Consider the following 21,902-nt stretch of genomic DNA (forward strand, 5'->3'; position numbering starts at 1 on the left):
GGACAGGGCCGGTCGGATCCGCCGCAGCCCGGGCGTGTGCGCGCCCGTGGACTCGGCGCCGGGCGTGTGCGCTCGCAGCCCGGTCATCACACCCGCATTTCTCCACGCACCCGGTGCGCCTGTCGGCGCACCTGGGCGCGCTTCCCGTCGTCACCCTCATTTCTGGAGTCCCGCGATGGCTGCTCCCCTGTCCGACACCCCTCTGTCCCCGCTCCGGACGATCGCCGTCGTCGGCCTCGGCACGATGGGCACCGGCATCGCCGAGGTCCTCGCCCGGGCCGGCCGCGAGGTCGTCGGCATCGACATCGACGAGGCCCAGGCCGCGCGCTGCGTCGCCGCCCTGGAGACCTCCACCGCCCGCGCCGTGGAGCGCGGCCGGCTCACCGAGGAGGAGCGCGCGAAGACCCTCGCCCGGCTGCGCACCTCCACCGATCTGCGGGCCGCGGCCGACGCCGACCTGGTCATCGAGGTGGCGCCGGAGTCGTACGAGGTCAAGCACCAGATCTTCCGCGAGCTGGACGGCGTCGTGCGCCCCGAGACCATCCTGGCGACCGGCACCAACGCGCTGTCCGTGACGCGGCTGGCCGCCGACTCCGCGCGGCCCGAGCGGGTCCTGGGTCTGCACTTCTTCAACCCGGCGCCCGCGATGAAGCTGGTCGAGGTGGTCTCCTCGGTGCTGACCGCCCCGGCCGCCGTCGCCGCCGTCACCGACCTCGCCCTGGACCTGGGCAAGGAGCCCGTCGCGGTCGGCGACCGGCCCGGGTTCGTCGCCGACGGCCTGCTGTTCGGCTACCTCAACCAGGCGGCCTCGATGTACGAGGCGAAGTACGCCTCCCGCGAGGACATCGACGCCGCGATGCGGCTGGGCTGCGGCCTGCCGATGGGCCCGCTCGCGCTGCTCGACCTGATCGGCATCGACACCGCGCGCACCGTCCTGGAGGCCATGTACGCCGAGTCCGGCGACCGGCTGCACGCCCCCGCTCCGATCCTCAAGCAGCTCAGCGAGGCCGGACTGACGGGCCGTAAGGCGGGCCGCGGCTTCTACACCTACGAGGCGCCGGGCAGCGCGACGGTCGTCCGGGACACGCTGACCCCGCTTCAGGGCGGCAACCTCGCCGGGGGCCGTCCGGTCTCCTCGGTCGGTGTCGCGGGCTCGGGCACCATGGCCTCCGGTATCGCCGAGGTCTTCGCCAAGGCGGGCTACACGGTCGTGCTGGCCGCCCGCAGCGCCGAGAAGGCCGAGACGGCCAAGGCCCGGATCGGCAAGTCGCTGGCCCGCTCGGTCGACAAGGGCCGGATGACCGCCGAGGCGGCCGCCGAGACCCTGGAGCGGATCACCCCGGCCGGCTCCTACGACGCGTTCGCCGAGGTCGACCTGGCCGTCGAGGCGGTCGCGGAGGACCTGGAGATCAAGCGGCAGCTGTTCGCGACGCTGGACAAGGTGTGCAAGCCCGGCGCGATCCTGGCGACCACCACGTCCTCGCTGCCGGTCGTCGCCTGCGCCCGCGCGACCTCGCGTCCGCAGGACGTGATCGGCATGCACTTCTTCAACCCGGCCCCGGCCATGAAGCTGGTCGAGGTCGTGCGCACCGTACTGACCGAGGACGACGTCCACGACACGGTCCGCGCGGTGTGCGCGAAGATCCGCAAGCACGCCGTCGACTGCGGCGACCGGGCCGGATTCATCGTGAACGCCCTGCTGTTCCCGTACCTGAACAACGCGATCAAGATGGTCCAGGAGCACTACGCCTCCCTGGACGACATCGACGCGGCGATGAAGCTGGGCGGCGGCTACCCGATGGGCCCGTTCGAGCTGCTGGACGTGGTCGGCCTGGACGTCTCCCTGGCGATCGAGCAGGTGCTGCACCGGGAGTTCCGCGAGCCCGGTCTCGCCCCCGCGCCGCTGCTGGAGCACCTGGTGGCGGCGGGCTGCCTCGGCCGCAAGACGGGCCGCGGTTTCCGCGAATATGCCCGGCGCTGACCGGGTCGGCGACCGGCTGCGGCCCGGGGAGGACTGGGGCGGGCTGCTGGATCCGGCCGGTGCCGGTCAGCCCGACCGGTCCGCCCCTCCCCCGCCCGTGGAGGGCGGGGGAGACCCCGTGCATGCGCACCGAGCTGCGCACATGCAGTACGTTCGGGTCATGTCCCAGCCCGCCAAGTCCTCACGTACTCCCGCCACACCCGACGCGCCGGAAAGCGCCGCGGGTTCCCGCGCGGCGGCCCAGCGGCTCAAGATGCGCCGGGAACTGGCGGCCGCGGCGATGGAGCTGTTCGCGACCAAGGGGTACGAGGCGACCACCGTCGACGAGATCGCGGCCGCGGCCGGCGTCGCCCGTCGCACCTTCTTCCGCCACTTCCGCTCCAAGGAAGAGGCGATCTTCCCGGACCACGACGACACCCTGATCCGCGCGGAGGCCGTGCTCAACGCCGCCCCCGCCCATGAGCACCCGCTCGACACGGTGTGCCGTGGGATCAAGGAGGTCATGCGGATGTACGCGGCCCGGCCGGAGATCTCGGTCGCCCGCTACAAGCTCACGCGCGAGGTGCCCACCCTGCGCGAGGCGGAGATCGCGTCGGTGGCCCGCTACGAGCGCCTCTTCACCCGCTACCTCCTCGGCCACTTCGACGAGCACGCGCACGACGACGACGCCAACGACGACCCGCTGCTCGCGGAGGTCGCCGCCTCCGCCGTGGTGACCGCCCACAACCACGTGCTGCGCCGCTGGCTCAGGGCCGGCGGCCAGGGCGACGTGGAGGCACAGCTCGACCACGCCTTCGCGATCGTCCGCAAGACGTTCGGCTCGGGGATCATGGCGGGGCGCACCACCCCGCCCCCGCCGGCCGCGGCGACGACCTCCACCCAGGGCGAGGTCCTGGTCACGGTCGCCCGCACCGACGCCCCGCTGGACGAGGTGATGCGCACCATCGAGCAGGCGCTCAAGGAGCGCTGAGACCTACCTCTCAGCTGTGACGACGGCCACCCCCACGGGTGGCCGTTTTGGCATGTCAGGGGCCCTTTTGCGGGCCCCTCACCAGGGCGTTCGATCGATCATCGCTCATTTGTCACGTAAAGATTTCATCTGAGACCAACATCTGGCACTCAGTGCCTTGTCACCTGACACGCGGTGTCATACGTTGAAGACGTCCGGGCAGCTGTCCCAGCGAGCCGCCACAGGCCCGACCCGCCCGGACGCCTGCGTCACAGGCAACCTCCCGCGCCACAAAGCGCTGCCGAACAGCACCACACGCCGAACCGACGGCACCTGGCAAGAACCCACCCTCAGCAGCACCGACGTAACCATCGGCGCCCCTCCCTCAGGGCGCTCACCGCCGGAGGCAACACCGTGACCGTGAAGGACATCCTGGCCGCGATCCAGTCGCCCGACTCCACCTCGGCCGATTTCGCCAACATGCCGCTCCCCGACTCGTACCGCGCGGTCACCGTGCACAAGGACGAGACGGAGATGTTCGCGGGCCTCGCGACCCGCGACAAGGACCCGCGCAAGTCGCTGCACCTCGACGAGGTGCCCCTGCCCGAACTCGGTCCGGGTGAGGCCCTGGTGGCCGTGATGGCCTCCTCGGTCAACTACAACTCGGTGTGGACCTCGATCTTCGAGCCGCTGTCCACCTTCGGGTTCCTGGAGCGTTACGGCCGCACGAACGAGCTGGCCAAGCGGCACGACCTGCCGTACCACATCATCGGTTCCGACCTCGCGGGCGTCGTCCTGCGCACCGGCCCCGGCGTGAACGCCTGGCAGCCCGGTGACGAGGTCGTCGCGCACTGTCTGTCCGTCGAGCTGGAGTCCTCCGACGGCCACAACGACACCATGCTCGACCCCGAGCAGCGCATCTGGGGCTTCGAGACGAACTTCGGCGGCCTGGCGGAGATCGCGCTGGTCAAGTCCAACCAGCTGATGCCCAAGCCCGGCCACCTCAGCTGGGAGGAGGCCGCCGCCCCGGGCCTGGTCAACTCCACCGCCTACCGCCAGCTCGTCTCCCGCAACGGCGCCGGCATGAAGCAGGGCGACAACGTCCTGATCTGGGGCGCCAGCGGCGGACTCGGCTCGTACGCCACCCAGTTCGCCCTCGCCGGCGGCGCCAACCCCATCTGCGTCGTCTCCAGCGACCAGAAGGCCGACATCTGCCGCTCCATGGGCGCCGAGGCGATCATCGACCGCAACGCCGAGGGCTACAAGTTCTGGAAGGACGAGCACACCCAGGACCCCAAGGAGTGGAAGCGCTTCGGCAAGCGCATCCGTGAGCTCACCGGCGGCGAGGACATCGACATCGTCTTCGAGCACCCCGGCCGCGAGACCTTCGGCGCGTCCGTCTACGTCACCCGCAAGGGCGGCACCATCACCACCTGCGCCTCCACCTCCGGCTACATGCACGAGTACGACAACCGCTACCTGTGGATGTCCCTGAAGCGGATCATCGGCTCCCACTTCGCGAACTACCGCGAGGCCTGGGAGGCCAACCGCCTCATCGCCAAGGGCAAGATCCACCCCACCCTGTCCAAGACGTACTCCCTGGAAGAGACCGGCCAGGCCGCGTACGACGTGCACCGCAACCTCCACCAGGGCAAGGTCGGCGTCCTCTGCCTCGCCCCCGAGGAAGGCCTCGGCGTCCGCGACCAGGAGATGCGCGCCCAGCACCTCGACGCCATCAACCGCTTCCGCAACATCTGAGACACCCGGGGTCATAGATGACTGAGCGTCAGCCCGCCGAAGGACAGCGGGAGAAGGACCGGCCGTGGCTCATGCGCACGTACGCCGGTCACTCCACGGCCGAGGCGTCCAACGAGCTGTACCGGCGCAACCTCGCCAAGGGCCAGACAGGTCTGTCGGTCGCCTTCGACCTGCCGACCCAGACCGGCTACGACTCCGACCACATCCTCGCCCGCGGCGAGGTCGGCCGGGTCGGCGTGCCGGTGGCCCATCTCGGTGACATGCGCCGGCTGTTCCAGGACATCCCCCTGGAGCAGATGAACACCTCGATGACGATCAACGCCACCGCCATGTGGCTGCTGGCGCTCTACCAGGTCGTCGCCGAGGAGCAGGGCGCGGACATCACCAAGCTCCAGGGCACGACCCAGAACGACATCGTCAAGGAGTACCTGTCGCGGGGTACTCACGTCTTCCCGCCGGGGCCCTCACTCCGGCTGACGACGGACATGATCGCGTACACGGTCTCCCACATCCCGAAGTGGAACCCGATCAACATCTGCAGCTACCACCTGCAGGAGGCGGGCGCCACGCCGGTCCAGGAGATCGCGTACGCGATGTCCACCGCGATCGCGGTTCTCGATGCCGTACGCGACTCAGGGCAGGTCCCCGCCGAGAAGTTCGGGGACGTCGTGGCCCGTATCTCCTTCTTCGTGAACGCGGGTGTCCGCTTCGTCGAGGAGATGTGCAAGATGCGGGCGTTCGGGCGGATCTGGGACCAGGTCACGCGCGAGCGGTACGGCATCGAGAACCCCAAGCAGCGCCGCTTCCGGTACGGCGTCCAGGTCAACTCCCTCGGTCTGACCGAGGCGCAGCCGGAGAACAACGTCCAGCGGATCGTGCTGGAGATGCTGGCGGTCACCCTCTCCAAGGACGCCCGCGCGCGTGCCGTGCAGCTGCCGGCCTGGAACGAGGCGCTGGGGCTCCCCCGGCCCTGGGACCAGCAGTGGAGCCTGCGCATCCAGCAGGTCCTCGCCCATGAGAGCGATCTGCTGGAGTACGAGGACATCTTCGAGGGCTCGAAGGTCATCGAGGCGAAGGTCGCGCAGCTCGTCGAGGACTCCCTCGCCGAGATCGACCGGATCCAGGAGATGGGCGGCGCGATGGCCGCCGTCGAGTCCGGCTACCTCAAGTCGCAGCTGGTCGCCTCGCACGCCGAGCGCCGGGCGCGGATCGAGTCCGGCCAGGAGAAGATCGTCGGCGTCAACGTCTTCGAGACGACCGAGCCGAACCCGCTGACGGCCGACCTGGACACCGCGATCCAGACGGTCGACCCGGCGGTCGAGGCGAAGGTCATCGCCTCGCTCCAGCACTGGCGCGACACCCGCTACCAGCCGCCCTTCAACCACCCGCGCCCGTGCAAGGCGCTGGAGAAGCTGAAGGAGGCCGCGAAGGGCACCGCCAACCTCATGGAGGCCACCCTGGAGTGCGCCCGCGCCGGTGTCACCACCGGCGAGTGGGCCGGGGCGCTGCGCGAGGTGTTCGGCGAGTTCCGCGCCCCGACAGGCGTGTCCTCGGCGCCTGTTGCGATCCCGGCCGAGGCGGGCTCCGCGCTCAGCGAGGTGCGCCGCAAGGTGGAGCTGACCGCCCAGGAGATGGGCGTGGGCAAGCTGCGCTTCCTGGTCGGCAAGCCGGGCCTGGACGGGCACTCCAACGGCGCCGAGCAGATCGCGGTGCGCGCGCGTGACGCCGGCTTCGAGGTGGTCTACCAGGGCATCCGGCTCACCCCGGAGCAGATCGTGGACGCGGCCCTCGCCGAGGACGTGCACGCGGTGGGCCTGTCGATCCTGTCCGGGTCGCACGCCCAGCTGGTGCCGGACGTCCTGGAGCGCCTGCGTGTGGCCGGTGCCACAGATATACCGGTGATCGCAGGTGGCATCATCCCGAACGGTGACGCCGACCAGCTGAAGGAAGCCGGAGTGGCCGCCGTCTTCACCCCGAAGGACTTCGACATCACCGGGATCATCGGCCGCATCGTCGACGAGATCCGGAAAGCGAACAAGCTCGACCCTCTGGAGGTCCCCGCATGACCACGGTCAACCGCCTTCGCCCCCGGCGTTCCTGCCTGGCGGTACCGGGCTCGAACCCGCGCTTCCTGGAGAAGGCCCAGGGCCTCCCCGCCGACCAGGTCTTCCTCGACCTGGAGGACGCCTGCGCCCCGCTCGCCAAGCCCGAGGCGCGGCACACCATCGTCAAGTTCCTCAACGAGGGCGACTGGACGGGCAAGACGCGCGTGGTCCGCGTGAACGACTGGACGACCGAGTGGACGTACCGCGATGTCGTCACGGTCGTCGAGGGCGCCGGCCAGAACCTCGACTGCATCATGCTGCCGAAGGTGCAGACGGCCCAGCAGGTCGTCGCCCTCGACCTGCTGCTGACGCAGATCGAGAAGACGATGGGCTTCGAGGTCGGCAAGATCGGCATCGAGGCGCAGATCGAGAACGCGCAGGGCCTGAACAACGTCAACGAGATCGCGCAGGCCTCCCAGCGCGTCGAGACGATCATCTTCGGCCCGGCCGACTTCATGGCGTCGATCAACATGAAGTCCCTGGTCGTGGGCGAGCAGCCGCCCGGCTACCCGGCGGACGCCTACCACTACATCCTGATGAAGATCCTGATGGCCGCCCGCGCCAACAACCTCCAGGCGATCGACGGTCCCTACCTCCAGATCCGCAACGTCGAGGGCTACCGCGCGGTCGCCCAGCGCGCCGCCGCGCTCGGCTTCGACGGCAAGTGGGTGCTGCACCCGGGCCAGGTCGAGGCGTCGAACGAGATCTTCTCGCCGTCGCAGGAGGACTTCGACCACGCCGAGCTGATCCTGGACGCGTACGACTACTACACGTCCGAGGCGGGCGGCAAGAAGGGCTCCGCGATGCTCGGCGACGAGATGATCGACGAGGCCAGCCGCAAGATGGCCCTGGTCATCTCCGGCAAGGGACGCGCCGCCGGCATGCAGCGCACCAGCAAGTTCGAGATCCCGGAGGCGTAAGGCCATGCAGTTCGGACGCACCTACGAGGAGTTTGAGGTCGGGGCGACGTACAAGCACTGGCCGGGAAAGACGGTCACGGAGTACGACGACCACCTGTTCTGTCTCCTCACCATGAACCACCACCCGCTCCACATGGACACCAACTATGCGGAGAAGACGACGGACTTCGGCAAGAACGTCGTCGTCGGGAACTACATCTACTCGCTGCTGCTGGGCATGAGCGTGCCGGACATCTCCGGCAAGGCGATCGCCAACCTGGAGATCGAGTCGCTCAGGCACGTGGCGCCGACCTTCCACGGCGACACGATCTACGGCCAGACGACCGTGCTCGACAAGTGGCCGTCGAAGTCGAAGAACGACCGCGGCATCGTCTACGTCGAGACCAAGGGCTACAAGCAGGACGGCACGCTGGTGTGCGTCTTCCGCCGCAAGGTGATGGTGCCCACCGAGACGTACATCAAGGAGCGCGGCGGCGAGCAGCCGGGCCGCCCGGAACTTCAGGAGGGCTGACCCATGGCACGCCTTGCGCAGACCGCGGGTCTGACGGACGTCCAGCAGGAGATCCTCGCCACCGTCCGCGACTTCGTGGACAAGGAGATCATCCCGGTCGCCACCGAGCTGGAGCACCGCGACGAGTACCCGCAGCAGATCGTCGACGGCCTGAAGGAACTCGGCCTCTTCGGTCTGATGATCCCCGAGGAGTACGGGGGCCTGGGCGAGTCGCTGCTCACCTACGCCCTGTGCGTGGAGGAGATCGCCCGCGGCTGGATGTCGGTGTCCGGCATCATCAACACGCACTTCATCGTGGCGTACATGCTCAAGCAGCACGGCACGCAGGAGCAGAAGGACCACTTCCTGCCCCGGATGGCGGCCGGCGACATCCGCGGCGCCTTCTCGATGTCCGAGCCGGGCCTGGGCTCCGATGTGTCGGCCATCACGTCGAAGGCGGTGAAGGACGGCGAGGAGTACGTCCTCAACGGCCAGAAGATGTGGCTGACGAACGGCGGCACCTCGTCTCTGGTGGCCGTCCTGGTCCGAAGTGACGAAGGACACCCCGAGGGCACGGCCCCGCACAAGTCGATGACGACCTTCCTCGTGGAGAAGGAGCCGGGCTTCGGCGAGGTCCGTCCCGGCCTCACGATCCCCGGCAAGATCGACAAGATGGGCTACAAGGGCGTCGACACGACCGAGCTCATCATGGACAACCTGCGGATTCCGGCCGATCGGGTGCTCGGCGGGGTCACCGGACGAGGTTTTTACCAAATGATGGACGGGGTCGAGGTCGGCCGCGTCAATGTCGCGGCACGTGGCTGCGGCGTCGCTCAGCGTGCGTTCGAGCTCGGTGTCCAGTACGCCCAGCAGCGTCACACTTTCGGCAAGGCGATCGCCCAGCACCAGGCGATCCAGTTCAAGCTGGCCGAGATGGCTACCAAGGTCGAGGCCGCGCATGCGATGATGGTGAACGCAGCGCGCAAAAAGGACTCCGGGGAACGAAACGACCTCGAAGCAGGGATGGCGAAGTACCTCGCCTCCGAGTACTGCAAGGAGGTCGTCGAGGATGCCTTCCGGATCCACGGCGGCTACGGCTTCTCCAAGGAGTACGAGATCGAGCGCCTCTACCGTGAGGCCCCGATGCTGCTCATCGGTGAAGGTACCGCCGAGATCCAGAAAATGATCATCGGCCGCAGGCTGCTCGAAGAGTATCGATTCCAGGGCTGATTGTCCGGATACGGGGTGTTTTCTTCGCGAAGAAGATCACACCCCGTCATTACCCTTCGGCCGCCGACTCGGCTTCCTGGCTTACCCAGTTGCGGCTCTTAACCGCTACGATCGCCGGAAAGCCGCCGTCCCCCCTCATGCGCGGCATCATCCGCTACGAAGGTCATCCATGCCCCACAGCCAAACCTCTGCACCACGCGACAGCCGAGTCGGCGTACGCCTCGCGCGCGGAGCATCGCCGTGGCTTCTCCCGACCGTCGCCACCGCAGCACTCAGCCTGGTCCGGGCGCGCCGCTCCGGTGCCGCCAAGGCCGTCGCCGTGCCCGCCACCGCTCTCGCGGCGGGCATGCTGTGGTTCTTCCGCGACCCCGAGCGCGAGATCGCTACGGGCCGGGTCATCTCCCCCGCCGACGGTGTGGTGCAGAGCATCATGCCGTGGAAGGACGGGCGGACCCGTGTCGCGATCTTCATGAGCCCGCTCAACGTCCACGTCAACCGCGCCCCCCTCGCGGGCACGGTGACGTCGGTCGAGCACATCCCGGGCGGCTTCGTTCCCGCTTTCAACAAGGAGAGCGAGAACAACGAGCGGGTCGTCTGGCACTTCGACACCGAGCTCGGCGACATCGAGATGATCCAGATCGCCGGCGCGGTGGCCCGTCGCATCGTCCCCTACATCCCTGAGGGCACGAAGGTCGAGCAGGGTGACCGCATCGGTCTGATCCGTTTCGGCTCGCGCGTCGACATCTACCTCCCGGAGGGCGTGGAGGTGGCGGTCGAGGTCGGTCAGAAGACCGTGGCTGGGGTGACTCGCATTGACCGTGATTGACCCGGAGACCCAGACCGGGTGGGTGCCCGAGGCCGAGGAGGCGGACGAGGAGGAGATGCCTCTCTCGCTCCGCCTCTCGATAGCGGACACCCTCACCCTGGGCAACGCCACGTGCGGCTTCATGGCGGTGTACTTCACCACCACCGGCATCCTGATCCCGCACCTCACCGGCAGCCAGGAGACCGGCATGGCCCGCCACAGCGCGGCCACGGCGGTCATCCTGATGCTCTGCGCGGCGGTCTTCGACCTGTTCGACGGTCTGGTGGCGAGGAAGCTCCGTTCCTCCCCCATGGGCGCCGAGCTGGACAACCTGTCGGACCTGATCAGCTTCGGTCTGGCCCCGGCGTACTTCGTCCTCGTCTACGGCATGGTGGCGGACGACGCGCACCAGCGGGTGGCCGCGGTCGGCGCGATCGTGGTCCTGCTGGCCGTGGTGCTGCGCCTGGCGAGATTCTCGTGCGTGACGATGAAGGACGGCATGTTCCAGGGCATGCCCTCGCCCTTCGGCGCGCTGACCGTGGTCTCGATCGTCCTGCTCGAGCTCCCCTTCGTGGCGACGCTCCTGGCGATCCTGGGCACGGCGTGGCTGATGGTGAGCCGCGTGGAGTACCCCAAGCCGCGCGGCCGCCTCGCGGTGGCGATGCTGTCCTGGATCGTCCTCAGCATGGGGTTGCTGACTGCCTGGGCCTTCGACGCCCCCAGCGGCCAGCTCCTCCTGCAGACCGGCTGCGCCCTGCAGCTCGTCACGGGCGCGGTCATCCCGCTGTTCGCCACGGCCCGCCGGGTGAACAACTTCCGCGACAACCGGCGCGAGGCACGGGCGGCGCAGCTGCCGTAGTCCTGCGGACCGGCTGTACGACGCCGAAGGGGCCCGAGCTTGAGATCAAGCTCGGGCCCCTTCGCGTGGGCGCCCGGCGGACTCCTGCGGGACCGCGCCCGCCCTCCCGGGCCGTTGCCCGGCCGCTTGGCTCACTCCTGCGGGCAGCGCCCGTTGTCGAGCGTTCTCGGCCCACTCCTGCGGACAGCGCCCGTTGTCGGGCGTTCTCGGCCCACTCCTGCGGCAGCGCCCGTTGTCGGGCTTTTCAGCCCACTCATGTGGGCGGTGGGTGGGCATAGGTCGGGGGTCCAGGGGGGCGGAGCCCCCTGGGGGCTCAGGTGAGGAAGTCGTGGGCGATGGACTCGGCGACGGTTTCGAGGATCGGGCCGGCCTCCGCGATGCACTTGGCCACGTCCGGCTCGACCTCGGTCAGGGGGTACGCCCTGCGGATACCGGCGCGGCCCAGCACCTCGGGGGCGAGGGCGAGGCGCCCGCACACCGCGACGACCTCCTTGTCCGCGGCCCGGGCAGCGGCGGCGACACCCGCGGGCGCCTTGCCGTGGAGGGTCTGCTCGTCCAGCGAGCCCTCCCCGGTGATGACGAGGGTCGCCCGCTCCAGCGCCGGCGCGAACCCCAGCACGTCCAGCATGACCTCGATGCCGGGCCGGAACCGCGCCCCGACGAGCATGGCCCCGTAGCCGATGCCGCCCGCGGCACCCGCCCCGGGCGCCTCGGCGAACTCGGCGGCCCGCGGACCGACCGCCGCCCCGAGCACCTCGGCGAAGTGCGCGAGGGCCGCGTCCAGCGTGGCCACGTCCTCCGGCGAGGCCCCCTTCTGCGGGCCGTACACCGCGGGCGCGCCCTTCGGCCCGGTCAGCGGGTTGTCGACGTCGCTGGCGAGCACCAGCTCCACCTCGGTCAGCCGCGGGTCCAGCCCCGACAGATCGGCGGAGGCCAGCGAGGCGAGCCCGCCGCCGCCGGGCGGCACCGGCTCACCGGACGCGTCCAGGAAGCGTGCGCCCAGCGCGGCCAGCATCCCGGCCCCGCCGTCCGTGGTCGCGCTGCCGCCGACGCCGAACACGATCGTACGGGCGCCCGCGTCCAGCGCGGCCTTCAGCAGCTCGCCCGAGCCGTACGTGGACGCCGTGAGCGGCGCGAAGACGCCCTCCGGCAGCCGCTGCAGCCCGCTCGCCTCGGCCATCTCCACCACGGCGGTGCCCTCGCGCAGCGCGAACGCGGCCGTCACCTCGTCGCCGAGCGGCCCTGAGACCCGTACGACACGACGTTCGAACCCGGCCGCGACGGCCGCGGCCACCGTTCCGTCGCCGCCGTCGGCCACCGGGAGCGCCTCGACCTCCAGGCCGGGCACGACCCGCCGCAGCCCGGCGGTCACCCGCTCGGCGACCTGCACGGCCGTCAGCGACCCCTTGAACTTGTCCGCGGCCACGAGCACCCTGTGGGTGCCCTCCAGTGCAGCGTCAGCCACCTTGCAATCCCCTTGCTCTCCGAGCCTTGCGCACGTCAAGGCAGTCGCGCCGCTGTGACCATAACCTCAAGGCCCGGCCGCCGTCATGCCCCTTCCCAGAGGGTGGAACCCGCGCGAGCACCCTCGCAAACGGGGTAGACCTTCAGGCATGACCGCTGTGGGCACCCTCCCGGACCTCGCCGACCGCATCCATGGGGGCTGGCTCGGCCGGATCGCGGGCAACATGCTCGGCAAGCCGGTCGAACTGGGCGAGGTGTGGACCCGCGACCGGATCGACCGGTATCTCCGCGAGGCCGACGCGCTCCCGCTCACCGACTATCTGCCCGAGCCCGTCGCCGAGACCGACACCCTGGCGCTGCGCCCCGAGTGGCGGCAGTGCCTGCGCGGCCGCATCCACGGCAGCTGCCGCGACGACGACGTCGACTACGCGATCCTCGGCCTGCACCTGCTGGAGCGGCACGGCTTCGGCTTCAGCACCGAGCAGGTCGGCGACCTGTGGCTGCTGTCGCTGCCGTACCTCCAGACGTTCACCGCCGAGCGGGCGGCCTACCGCAACCTGGCCAACGGCCTGCGGCCGCCGCTCACCGCGACCTTCGACAACCCGTACCAGGAATGGATCGGCGCCCTGATCCGCGCCGACGTCTACGGCTGGACCTGCCCGGGCCGGCCGAGCCGGGCGGCCTCGCTGGCCCGCCGGGACGCGGTGCTGTCCCACACCGGCAACGGCGTCTACGGCGCCATGTGGGCGGCCGCCCTGATCTCCGCGGCGTTCACCGCGCCGAGCGTGCGGGACGCGGTCGACCAGGCCCTCGCCGTGATCCCCGGCGGCAGCCGGCTCGCCCGGACCGTGCGCCGTGTGACCTCGCTGCACGAGAGCGGCCTGTCCTGGGAGGACACCCTGGACACGCTCACCGAGGAGACCGCGGGGCTCGGCTGGATCCACACGGTCCCGAACGCGGCCGTGCTCACCGCGGGCCTCCTGTACGGCGCCGGCGACTTCACCCGCACCATCGCCCTCACCGTGCGAGGCGGCCTCGACACCGACTCCAACGGCGCGACGGCCGGCTCGGTGGCGGGCGTGCTCACCGGGGCACAGGCCATCCCCGCGCACTGGAAGGACCCGCTGGAGGACACCGTACGCACCGCGGTGTTCGGCTTCGACGGCGTACGCATCAGTGAGCTGGCGGAGCGCACCCTGCGCCTGGCGGAGACCGGCGACTAGCGCATCTCCCCGTACTGCGCCCCCGTGCGCCCGCCGCGCAGGCCGCCCGGGCCGCGGCGGCCTGGTTACCCTTCCGGGATGACCACTGCTGACTTCGCCGCGTACATCGCGAGCCTGCCGAAGGTCCTGGCCGGTGCCGCCGCCCTGTTCCGGGACGCGCAGGGCCGTGTCCTGCTCGTCGAGCCGAACTACCGGGAGGGCTGGGCCCTGCCGGGCGGCACGATCGAGTCCGACGCCGGGGAGACCCCGCGCCAGGGCGCCCGGCGGGAGACAGCCGAGGAGATCGGCCTGGACCGCGAGCTCGGGCGGCTGCTGGCGGTGGACTGGTCGAGCGGTCCGGGGCGGCCACCGCTGGTGGCGTACCTCTACGACGGTGGCGTGCTCGGCGAGGACGACCTCAAGGCCATCCGGCTCCAGGAGGAGGAACTGCTGTCGTGGCGGCTGGTCCCCCGTGAGGACCTCACCGACCACCTCCTGGACAACCTCGGCCGACGCGTCCTGGCCGCCCTGGACGTCCTGGAGTCCGGCTCCGGCCCGGTCGAGCTGGAGAACGGCCGCCCGGCGGGCTGACCGTCAGCCGTCCTCGCGGGGCCGCATGTCCCGGTCGTGCACCATCTCGTCCCGCTCCACGACCCTGGCCTCGGTACGGTGCCCGCGCTGGATGTAGTCCCGCACCACCAGCTCCACGGCATCCTGCGGACTGCCCACGCCCGAAAGCACCATGACCTCCACGACGAGTTCGGCATCCAGCGACACATTGACCTTGGCCATGCCCGGACGCTAGCAGTCGCGCCCGGCCGGCCACAGCGAAATCCCTCGCCGCCCTCCACCGCCCCGCCCTACGCTCGGTCCCATGAGCAAGCCCCTCGTCGCGATCCTCAGCGGTGCCGGTATCAGCACGGACTCCGGCATCCCCGACTACCGCGGGCCGAACGGCCTGTGGCGCAGGGATCCGGAGGCCGAGAAGCTCGTGACGTACGAGTACTACATGGGCGACCCGGAGATCCGGCGCAGGTCGTGGCAGATGCGGCGGAAGAACCGGACGCTCGCGGCCGAGCCGAATGCCGCCCACCGGGCGGTGGCCGAGCTGGAGCGGGCCGGGGTGCCGGTGCGGGTGATCACGCAGAACGTGGACGGGCTGCACCAGCTGGCCGGGATGCCCGCGCGCAAGGTGCTCGAACTGCACGGCAGCGCCCGCAGCGTCGTCTGTACGGCGTGCCACGCACGCGGGCCGATGGAGGACGCCCTCGCCCGGGTCGAGGCCGGTGAACAGGACCCGTCCTGCCTGCTGTGCGGAGGCATCCTCAAGTCCGCGACGGTGATGTTCGGCGAGCGCCTCGACCCCGTCGTCCTCGGCGAGGCCCTCTCCATCGCCAAGGCCTGCCAGGTGTTCTTCGCCGTCGGCACCACCCTCCAGGTCCAGCCCGCCGCCGCCCTCGCCGGCGTCGCCGCCGACCATGGCGCGCGCCTGGTCATCGTCAACGCCGAGCCCACGCCGTACGACGAACTGGCCGACGAGGTCGTACGCGAACCGATCGGCACAGCCCTGCCGCGCCTGCTGCGCGACCTCGTCGAGGCCCGGAACCACTAGACGCGCGCCGCCTCCGTGGGTGCCGGGTACGGCTTCTGGAAGGTGAACGCCTCGGGGGTCGGGCCGTGTTCGCGGACCATGGCGACGCGGTCCATCGCCTCGGCGACCGTGGGGACGTGGCCGGCCGGGACCCACCACATGGCCTGGTGGGCCTGGCCCATGCGGTGGAACCACTCGCGGCGGCGGCTGAGCATCCGCAGGTGCTCGGTGTGGTACGTGAAGCCGCGCAGGGCCTCGACCGACTCCCAGACCGAGCAGTTGATGAGGAGCAGGGCGTCCTCGCCGTCGGGGCGCACGGCGGTTGCGCCCACGCCGTCGTCGTCGACCATGCGCCAGACGAATCCGGGGCTGCGGTCGGCGAGGGCGTTGATCTCCGGGAGTTGGGCGACGAAGTCCGCCAACTCGGGGCTGTCCAGCGGGGCGACGATACGGCCGATGTTGACCTGGGCCAGGTGATGCTCAGTCATGGACACAGCATGGCCCGGGCCCACTTCTATAGTCAATGGTTTTTGTTTTTAGAGTTGCCGGGGCTCTTGGTCAGGGCCACGCAGCAGCCGCCCGGGCAGGGGTCCATCGCCGGGGACCACTCCTCGGGTGCCAGGCCCTGGATGAGCGCCAGGTTCATGCCGCAGATCAGGGCGGGGAAGTCCTTGGCCAGCGTGTGGAAGGGGCAGTTGCGCAGCCGCAGCGTCTCGCCGTCCCGGAAGGGCTCGTAGCCGCGGGCCCGCAGCGCCGCCTCCATGTCGTCGGCCCGGACGTCCGGCAGGGCCGCGCCCGCCGCCTTCGCCGCGGCCTGCAACTCGCGGTCCAGCCCGGCGTCCTCCAGCACCTCGGCGAGGAGCCGGCCGACCGTGTCGTACGACCGTGGCGGCACGGAGACGGCGTGCTCCCCCTCGGCACGCCGGTAGACCTTGGCCGGCCTGCCCGCGCCGGGTCCCGTACGGCCGGACAGCCGCCGGAAGTCGACGGCCAGCAGGCCGGCCTCGACCAGCTTGTCCAGGTGGAAGGCGGCCAGCGACCGGGACACCCCGGCCGCCTCCGCGGCCGCGTCCCGGCCCACCTCCTCCGGGGCGGCGGCGACGTAGCGGTAGAGCCGGCGGCGCAGGGGGTCGCTCAGCACACCGAGCACGTCGAACGTGGAGTCTTCGTCAGTCACATGCCGACTCTATGACCAATGAGGTTTGAGAAACACGGGCCGCGGGTTCCGGGGCTACTCCCCGGGGAGTAGCCCCGGAACCCGCGGCCGTACGACGCGGTGGTGCGGGTGGGCGCGGCAGGGTGGGGGCCTCCGACCGCCGCCCTGCCCTCGGGAGCCCTCATGACCGCAGTCACCGCGTACGCCGCCGGCCGGACGGCAGCCCGGCCCGTGGAGCGGGTCTGCTACGCGGTCGGCGCCCTGCTGACGCTCGCCGGGGCCGTGCACTTCGGGGTGTGGCTGGTGGACGGCGGCGCCTGGGACGGGCCGGTGTCGTGGCGGAAGCCGACGACGTTCGGGCTGTCCTTCGGGCTGACGCTGGTCTCCGTGGTGTGGGTGACCTCGTATCTGCGGATGCCGGAGCGGAGGAGGCGGTGGCTGCTCGGCGTCTTCGCGGCGGACTGTGTGGTGGAGGTCGGCGGGATCACGCTCCAGGCGTGGCGGGGTGTGCCCTCGCACTTCAACCGGGAGTCGGCGTTCGACTCGGCCGTGTCGACGGTGCTCGCCGTCGGCGGGGTGGTGCTGGTCGTCGTGCTGTCGGTGTTCGCCGTAAGGGCCTTCCGGGGCGACCCGGCGTCCGCGGCGAGCATGCGGTGGGCGCAGCGGGCGGGCTGGGCGACGATGGTCGTCGCGCTGGCATCGGGCGCGGCGATGATCGCCCGGGGGGTCGTCGAGTCCAACGCGGTAGGGCAGGAGGCCGCTTATGCAGCGGGCGGCTTCCTGAAGCCCGTGCACGCGGTGAGCATGCACGGGGTGCTGGTGCTGCCGCTCCTGGCGTGGGCGCTGTCGCGGGTGCGGTGGCCGGAGGAGCGGCGGGTGCGGGTCGTCGCGGCGGTGTCGGGGGCGTACGCGGTGGCCGTCGTCGTGGCGCTGGTGGTGTCGCTGACGGAGATGTGAGGCCCCTCCGAGGGATGTGAGGCCCCCTCCACGGGAGGCCCCCTCTAGAAGAGGGCTGTTCCCCGCTCGAAGTCCAGCAGGCGCTGCTTGCGGTCCAGGCCGCCGCCGTAGCCGGTGAGGCTGCCGTCGGCGCCGACGACGCGATGGCAGGGGACGATGATGCCGACGGGGTTCTTGCCATTGGCGAGACCGACCGCGCGGGAGGCCTGGGGATTGCCGAGGGCGTCGGCGAGTTGGCCGTAGGTGCGGGTCTCGCCGTAGGGGATGCGGGTGAGCCGCTCCCAGACGCTGCGCTGGAACGGGGTTCCGTGCAGGCGCAGTTCGAGGGTGAACTCCTTCAACTCGCCGTCGAAGTAGGCCTGGAGCTGTTCCTCGGCCTCGCCGAACCGGGCGTCGTCGCGCGGGCCGAAGGTCTCCTCGTCGGGGCGGTGGCGCTGGGCGGTCATGTAGAGGCCGCACAGGACGCCGTCGTCGGCCACGAGGGTGAGCGGGCCGTAGGGGCTGTCGATGACGGTGTGCTGCTTGTTCATGAGTGGCGTCCTCATACCGGAAGGAAGTTGATCGGGTGGCTGTCGGTCGCCCACAGGTACTGCACGGCGTAGGCGCGCCAGGGCCGCCAGGCGGCCGCGCGGGCGGTGAGGGCGGCCGGGGTGGAGGGCAGGCCCAGCTCCTGGGCGGCGCGGCGGATGCCGAGGTCGGTGGGGAGGAAGGCGTCGGGGTCTCCGAGGGCGCGCATGGCGATGACGTCGACGGTCCAGGGGCCGAAACCGGGCAGAGCCAGGAGCCGGGCGCGCGCCTCGGCCCAGTCGCTCTCCACGCCCAGGTGCAGCTCGCCCGAGGCGAGTTGGCCGACCAGCGTGGTGAACGTCGTACGGCGGGTGCGGGGCATGGCCAGCGACTCGGGGTCGACAGCGGCGAGCGCCTCGGGCGTCGGGAAGAGACGGGTGAGACCGCCCTCGGGGTCCTCGACCGGGTCGCCGTACGCGGTGACCAGGCGGGCTGCGTGGGTGCGGGCGGCCGCGGTGGAGACCTGCTGGCCCAGCACGGCCCGGACGGCGAACTCGGCCTCGTCGACCGTGCGCGGCACGCGGCGGCCGGGCGCCTTGTCCACCAGGGGCGCGAGCAGCGGGTCGGCGCGCAGTTGGTCGTCCACGGCGACCGGGTCGGCGTCCAGGTCGAGCATCCGGCGGCAGCGGCTGATCGCGACGGGCAGGTCGCGCAGGTCGCCGAGGGTGAGCCGGCAGGCGATGTGGTCGGGTTCGGGCCGCAGGGCCACGATGCCGTGGCCGTACGGCAGCCGCAGCGTGCGGCGGTAGGCGCCGTCCCGCCACTCCTCCACTCCGGGTACGGCGGTGGCGGCGAGGTGGCCGAAGAGGTTGTCGGGGTTCAGGGGGGCGCGGAACGGCAGCCGCAGGGTGAGGACGCCCGGTGTGTTCTGCGGGCTGTTGCGGGGTGCGCGGGCGCGCAGGTCGGTCGGGGTGAGGGCGAAGACCTCACGGACGGTGTCGTTGAACGTGCGGATGGAGGCGAAGCCGGCGGCGAACGCGATGTCCGCCATGGGCAGTCGGGTCGTCTCGATGAGCAGCCGGGCGGTCTGCGCGCGCTGGGCGCGGGCGAGGGCCAGCGGGCCCGCGCCCAGCTCGGCGAGCAGCTGGCGTTCGATCTGCCGGGTGCTGTAGCCGAGCCGGGCGGCGAGGCCTGGGACGCCCTCGCGGTCGACGGTGCCGTCGGCGATCAGGCGCATGGCGCGGGCCACCAGGTCGGCGCGCTGGTTCCACTCCGGGGAGCCGGGGCTGGTGTCCGGGCGGCAGCGCTTGCAGGCCCGGAAACCGGCCTGCTGGCAGGCGGCCGCGCTCGGGTGGAAGGTCATGTTCTCGGGCTTGGGCGGCACCACCGGGCAGCTGGGCCGGCAGTAGATCCGGGTGGTCAGGACCGCGGTGAAGAACCAGCCGTCGAACCGCGCGTCCTTGGACTGGACGGCCCGTACGCAGTGGTCCCGGTCGGTGTGCATCCCCTTCAGCATGCGTCCAGCATCGGGTACGCACACCGAAGGGGCTGGCGAGAATCCGACATCAACCTCGGCTGTCCTGCGGTCGCCCGGATCGCCAGGCGGACTCGCGCAGCAGCCGCAGCCCGTTCAGGCCGACCAGCACGGTCGATCCCTCGTGCCCGGCGACGCCCAGCGGCAGCGGCAGGTGTCCGACCAGGTCCCACACGACGAGGACGGTGATGAAGGTGCCCGCGATCACCAGGTTCTGCCGCACCAGGCGGCGGGCCTCACGGGAGAGCCGTATGACGGCCGGTACGGCGGTCAGCTCGTCCCGCACGATCACCGCGTCCGCCGTCTCCAGCGCCAGGTCGGACCCGGCCCGCCCCATCGCGACGCCGGAGTGCGCGGCGGCGAGAGCGGGGGCGTCGTTCACCCCGTCCCCGACGAACAGCACCTTGCGGCCGGCCTGTTCGAGGCCGCGTACGACGTCCACCTTGCCGTCGGGCAGCAGCCCGGCGCGCACATCGGTGAGGCCGGTGGCCTCGGCGACGCGTGCGGCGGTGGCCTCGTTGTCGCCGGTCAGCAGGAGAGGCGCGGCGCCGGTGAGCGCGGCCAGCTCGGCGGTGGTCGCTGCGGCGTCCGGCCGCAGCCGGTCGCTGAGCGCGAGGGTCCCGACGAGGACCCCGTCGCGCTCGACCCGGACGACGGTGACACCGCCGGGGTGCCCGGAGGGGCCGGGGGTCCCCGGGCGGCACCCGGGACCGGCCGCGTCGGCACCGGAGAGGCCCGGCGTTCCGGACTCGGCCCCGGCGGCACCTGACTGGGCAGGGGTCCCGGGCACGACCTCGGCAGCACCCGACGGGCCAGAGGCCCCGGGCACGACGCCGACGGCACCCGACGGGCCAGAGGCCCCGGGCACGACGCCGACGGCACCCGACTGGGCAGGGGTCCCGGGCACGACCTCAGCAGCGCCCGACGGGCCAGAGGCCTGCCCGCCCCCGGCACCCGCCGAGCCAAGGGCGCCAGGCCCACCCCCGGCACCCGACGGCCCAGAGGACCCGGGCAGGACCCCGGCGCCGGCCGCCTGGATATCGGCCGGCGCCCCGAAGGCCCTCCCGTCAGCTCGCGTCCCACGCCGCAGGCCGTCCTCCTCCACCTCGGCGGCTCGCCCCACGGTCACCTTCCGGCCCCCGACCGTGGCGGTGACGCCGACCCCGGGGACGGCGTTGAAGTCCTCCGCGGCAGCGACCGGCAGGCCCCTTCCCCGGGCCGCCGACACGATCGCGCGGGCCAGCGGATGTTCGCTGGAGTGCTCGGCCGCGGCGGCGAGGGCGAGGAGGGCGTCGGTGTCGAGGCCGGAGTCCGGCAGGGGTCGTACGCCGGTCACCTCGGGGACGCCTTCGGTGAGGGTGCCGGTCTTGTCGAGGGCGGCCGTGTCGATCTCGCCGAGGCGTTCCATGGCGACGGCGGACTTGACCAGGACGCCGTGGCGGCCGGCGTTGGCGATGGCGGACAGCAGCGGCGGCATGGTGGCGAGGACGACCGCGCAGGGCGAGGCGACGATCATGAAGGTCATGGCGCGCAGCAGGGCGTCGGTCACGGACGCGCCGAAGGCGAGCGGCACCGCGAAGACGGCCAGGGTCGCGGCGACCACGCCCACGGCGTAGCGCTGCTCGACCTTCTCGATGAACAGCTGGGTCGGCGCCTTGGTGCGGGACGCCTCCTCCACCAGCGTGACGATCCGGGCGATGACCGAGTCGGCGGGGTCGCGCTCGACGCGGACGCGCAGGGCGCCGGTGCCGTTGAGGGTGCCGGCGAACACCTCGTCGCCGGGGCGCTTGACCACGGGGAGGGGTTCGCCGGTGATGGTGGCCTGGTCGGCCTCGCTCACGCCGTCGAGGACCGTGCCGTCCGCGCCGATGCGCTCGCCCGGGCGGATCAACAGGACGTCACCCACGGCCAGTTCGGCCGTCGCGACGGTCTCCTCCCCCTCGGCGGTCAGCCGGGTCGCCCGGCTCGGCGCGAGGTCGAGCAGGCCGCGCACGGAGTCGGCGGTGCGGGCGGTGGCCAGGGCCTCCAGGGCACCGGAGGTGGCGAAGATGACGATCAGCAGGGCCCCGTCGAGGACCTGTCCGATCGCGGCCGCGCCGAGCGCCGCGACGATCATCAGCAGGTCGACGTCGAGCGTCTTCTCGCGCAGGGCCCGCAGCCCTTCCAGGGCGGGCTCCCAGCCGCCGGTGACGTACGCGACGGCGTACAGGGGCGCATGGGCCCAGGCGGGGGCGCCGCCGAGGTCCAGGGTCAGGGCCGCGAGGAACGCCAGCAGCGAGGCGAGCGCCCAGCGGGCCTCGGGCAGGGCGAGGACGCGTGTGCGGCGGCGCGGCGGGGTCGCGGCGGGGCGGGCGGGGGCCGGTCGGGAGGTGAGGGTCGCTGACACGGCGCCCA

20 protein-coding genes are annotated in these 21,902 nt (G+C 71.5%); 13 read left to right on the forward strand and 7 right to left on the reverse strand.

Features of this window, described 5'->3' with window-relative positions; all coding sequences use genetic code 11:
• Positions 1–175: 175 nt before the first annotated feature.
• The 9 genes from RKD23_RS08075 to pssA all read left to right on the forward strand — a co-directional run bounded on the left by RKD23_RS08075 (position 176) and on the right by pssA (position 11,097).
• Positions 176–1,981 (forward strand): 3-hydroxyacyl-CoA dehydrogenase family protein, encoded by a 1,806-nt coding sequence (locus RKD23_RS08075; RefSeq protein ID WP_404032400.1) that lies wholly within the window; start codon positions 176–178, stop codon positions 1,979–1,981.
• A gap of 160 nt (positions 1,982–2,141) precedes the next feature.
• The gene (locus tag RKD23_RS08080; protein ID WP_404032402.1) at positions 2,142–2,951 is read left to right on the forward strand and encodes a TetR family transcriptional regulator; all 810 of its coding nucleotides are present in this window, start codon (positions 2,142–2,144) and stop codon (positions 2,949–2,951) included.
• A gap of 399 nt (positions 2,952–3,350) precedes the next feature.
• On the forward strand, positions 3,351–4,688 hold the full coding sequence (gene ccrA / locus RKD23_RS08085; protein WP_424858193.1) for a crotonyl-CoA carboxylase/reductase: 1,338 nt from the start codon (positions 3,351–3,353) through the stop codon (positions 4,686–4,688).
• Between the two features lie 17 nt (positions 4,689–4,705).
• A complete protein-coding gene (locus tag RKD23_RS08090) occupies positions 4,706–6,754 on the forward strand; it encodes a protein meaA (RefSeq protein ID WP_424853041.1) in 2,049 nt (682 codons plus the stop codon).
• Positions 6,751–7,713, forward strand: a complete 963-nt coding sequence (locus RKD23_RS08095) for an HpcH/HpaI aldolase/citrate lyase family protein (RefSeq protein WP_404032408.1) — start codon at positions 6,751–6,753, stop codon at positions 7,711–7,713. The genes RKD23_RS08090 and RKD23_RS08095 overlap by 4 nt, the downstream gene beginning before the upstream one ends.
• A 4-nt stretch (positions 7,714–7,717) precedes the next feature.
• Positions 7,718–8,224: a MaoC family dehydratase gene (locus RKD23_RS08100; RefSeq protein ID WP_389077432.1), complete on the forward strand. Its 507-nt coding sequence runs from the start codon at positions 7,718–7,720 to the stop codon at positions 8,222–8,224.
• 3 nt (positions 8,225–8,227) lie between these two features.
• On the forward strand, positions 8,228–9,433 hold the full coding sequence (locus tag RKD23_RS08105) for an acyl-CoA dehydrogenase family protein (RefSeq protein ID WP_424853042.1): 1,206 nt from the start codon (positions 8,228–8,230) through the stop codon (positions 9,431–9,433).
• Between the two features lie 169 nt (positions 9,434–9,602).
• Positions 9,603–10,259: a phosphatidylserine decarboxylase gene (locus RKD23_RS08110; protein ID WP_404032414.1), complete on the forward strand. Its 657-nt coding sequence runs from the start codon at positions 9,603–9,605 to the stop codon at positions 10,257–10,259.
• 22 nt (positions 10,260–10,281) lie between these two features.
• Positions 10,282–11,097 carry a CDP-diacylglycerol--serine O-phosphatidyltransferase gene (pssA, locus tag RKD23_RS08115; protein ID WP_424858194.1) on the forward strand — a complete coding sequence of 272 codons (816 nt, stop codon included), beginning with the start codon at positions 10,282–10,284 and terminating at the stop codon, positions 11,095–11,097.
• Between the two features lie 313 nt (positions 11,098–11,410).
• On the opposite strand, the gene RKD23_RS08120 is transcribed toward pssA, so the two are convergent.
• Positions 11,411–12,547 carry a glycerate kinase gene (locus tag RKD23_RS08120; protein ID WP_424858195.1) on the reverse strand — a complete coding sequence of 379 codons (1,137 nt, stop codon included), beginning with the start codon at positions 12,545–12,547 and terminating at the stop codon, positions 11,411–11,413.
• A gap of 163 nt (positions 12,548–12,710) precedes the next feature.
• On the opposite strand from RKD23_RS08120, the gene RKD23_RS08125 reads away from it, so the two are divergent.
• Both RKD23_RS08125 and RKD23_RS08130 read left to right on the forward strand, forming a co-directional pair.
• Entirely contained in the window at positions 12,711–13,784 is a 1,074-nt protein-coding gene (locus RKD23_RS08125; protein ID WP_424853043.1) for an ADP-ribosylglycohydrolase family protein, read from the forward strand.
• A gap of 78 nt (positions 13,785–13,862) precedes the next feature.
• Entirely contained in the window at positions 13,863–14,354 is a 492-nt protein-coding gene (locus tag RKD23_RS08130; protein WP_424853044.1) for an NUDIX domain-containing protein, read from the forward strand.
• Between the two features lie 3 nt (positions 14,355–14,357).
• Here RKD23_RS08130 and RKD23_RS08135 read toward each other — a convergent pair whose 3' ends face one another.
• Positions 14,358–14,555 (reverse strand): type II toxin-antitoxin system VapB family antitoxin, encoded by a 198-nt coding sequence (locus tag RKD23_RS08135; protein WP_404032422.1) that lies wholly within the window; start codon positions 14,553–14,555, stop codon positions 14,358–14,360.
• Positions 14,556–14,637: 82 nt separating this feature from the next.
• Here RKD23_RS08135 and RKD23_RS08140 point away from each other — a divergent pair, with 82 nt between their 5' ends.
• Positions 14,638–15,375, forward strand: a complete 738-nt coding sequence (locus RKD23_RS08140; protein ID WP_424853045.1) for an SIR2 family NAD-dependent protein deacylase — start codon at positions 14,638–14,640, stop codon at positions 15,373–15,375.
• Here the strand turns inward: RKD23_RS08140 and RKD23_RS08145 are convergent.
• Together RKD23_RS08145 and RKD23_RS08150 are read right to left on the reverse strand one after the other, a co-directional pair.
• Positions 15,372–15,842, reverse strand: a complete 471-nt coding sequence (locus RKD23_RS08145) for a DUF3291 domain-containing protein (RefSeq protein ID WP_424853046.1) — start codon at positions 15,840–15,842, stop codon at positions 15,372–15,374. The genes RKD23_RS08140 and RKD23_RS08145 overlap by 4 nt on opposite strands.
• A gap of 32 nt (positions 15,843–15,874) precedes the next feature.
• Positions 15,875–16,531 (reverse strand): helix-turn-helix transcriptional regulator, encoded by a 657-nt coding sequence (locus RKD23_RS08150; protein WP_424853047.1) that lies wholly within the window; start codon positions 16,529–16,531, stop codon positions 15,875–15,877.
• Positions 16,532–16,693: 162 nt separating this feature from the next.
• Here RKD23_RS08150 and RKD23_RS08155 point away from each other — a divergent pair, with 162 nt between their 5' ends.
• The gene (locus RKD23_RS08155) at positions 16,694–17,467 is read left to right on the forward strand and encodes a hypothetical protein (RefSeq protein WP_424853048.1); all 774 of its coding nucleotides are present in this window, start codon (positions 16,694–16,696) and stop codon (positions 17,465–17,467) included.
• A 44-nt stretch (positions 17,468–17,511) separates the two neighbouring features.
• Here RKD23_RS08155 and RKD23_RS08160 read toward each other — a convergent pair whose 3' ends face one another.
• The 3 genes from RKD23_RS08160 to RKD23_RS08170 all read right to left on the reverse strand — a co-directional run bounded on the left by RKD23_RS08160 (position 17,512) and on the right by RKD23_RS08170 (position 21,894).
• Positions 17,512–17,997 (reverse strand): methylated-DNA--[protein]-cysteine S-methyltransferase, encoded by a 486-nt coding sequence (locus RKD23_RS08160; protein ID WP_424853049.1) that lies wholly within the window; start codon positions 17,995–17,997, stop codon positions 17,512–17,514.
• Positions 17,998–18,008: 11 nt separating this feature from the next.
• A complete protein-coding gene (locus RKD23_RS08165; protein ID WP_424858196.1) occupies positions 18,009–19,478 on the reverse strand; it encodes an AlkA N-terminal domain-containing protein in 1,470 nt (489 codons plus the stop codon).
• Between the two features lie 61 nt (positions 19,479–19,539).
• Entirely contained in the window at positions 19,540–21,894 is a 2,355-nt protein-coding gene (locus tag RKD23_RS08170) for a heavy metal translocating P-type ATPase (RefSeq protein ID WP_424853050.1), read from the reverse strand.
• Positions 21,895–21,902: the final 8 nt, after the last annotated feature.

It is taken from the genome of Streptomyces sp. SAI-170 (genome assembly GCF_049739565.1).
Taxonomy (GTDB): domain Bacteria; phylum Actinomycetota; class Actinomycetes; order Streptomycetales; family Streptomycetaceae; genus Streptomyces.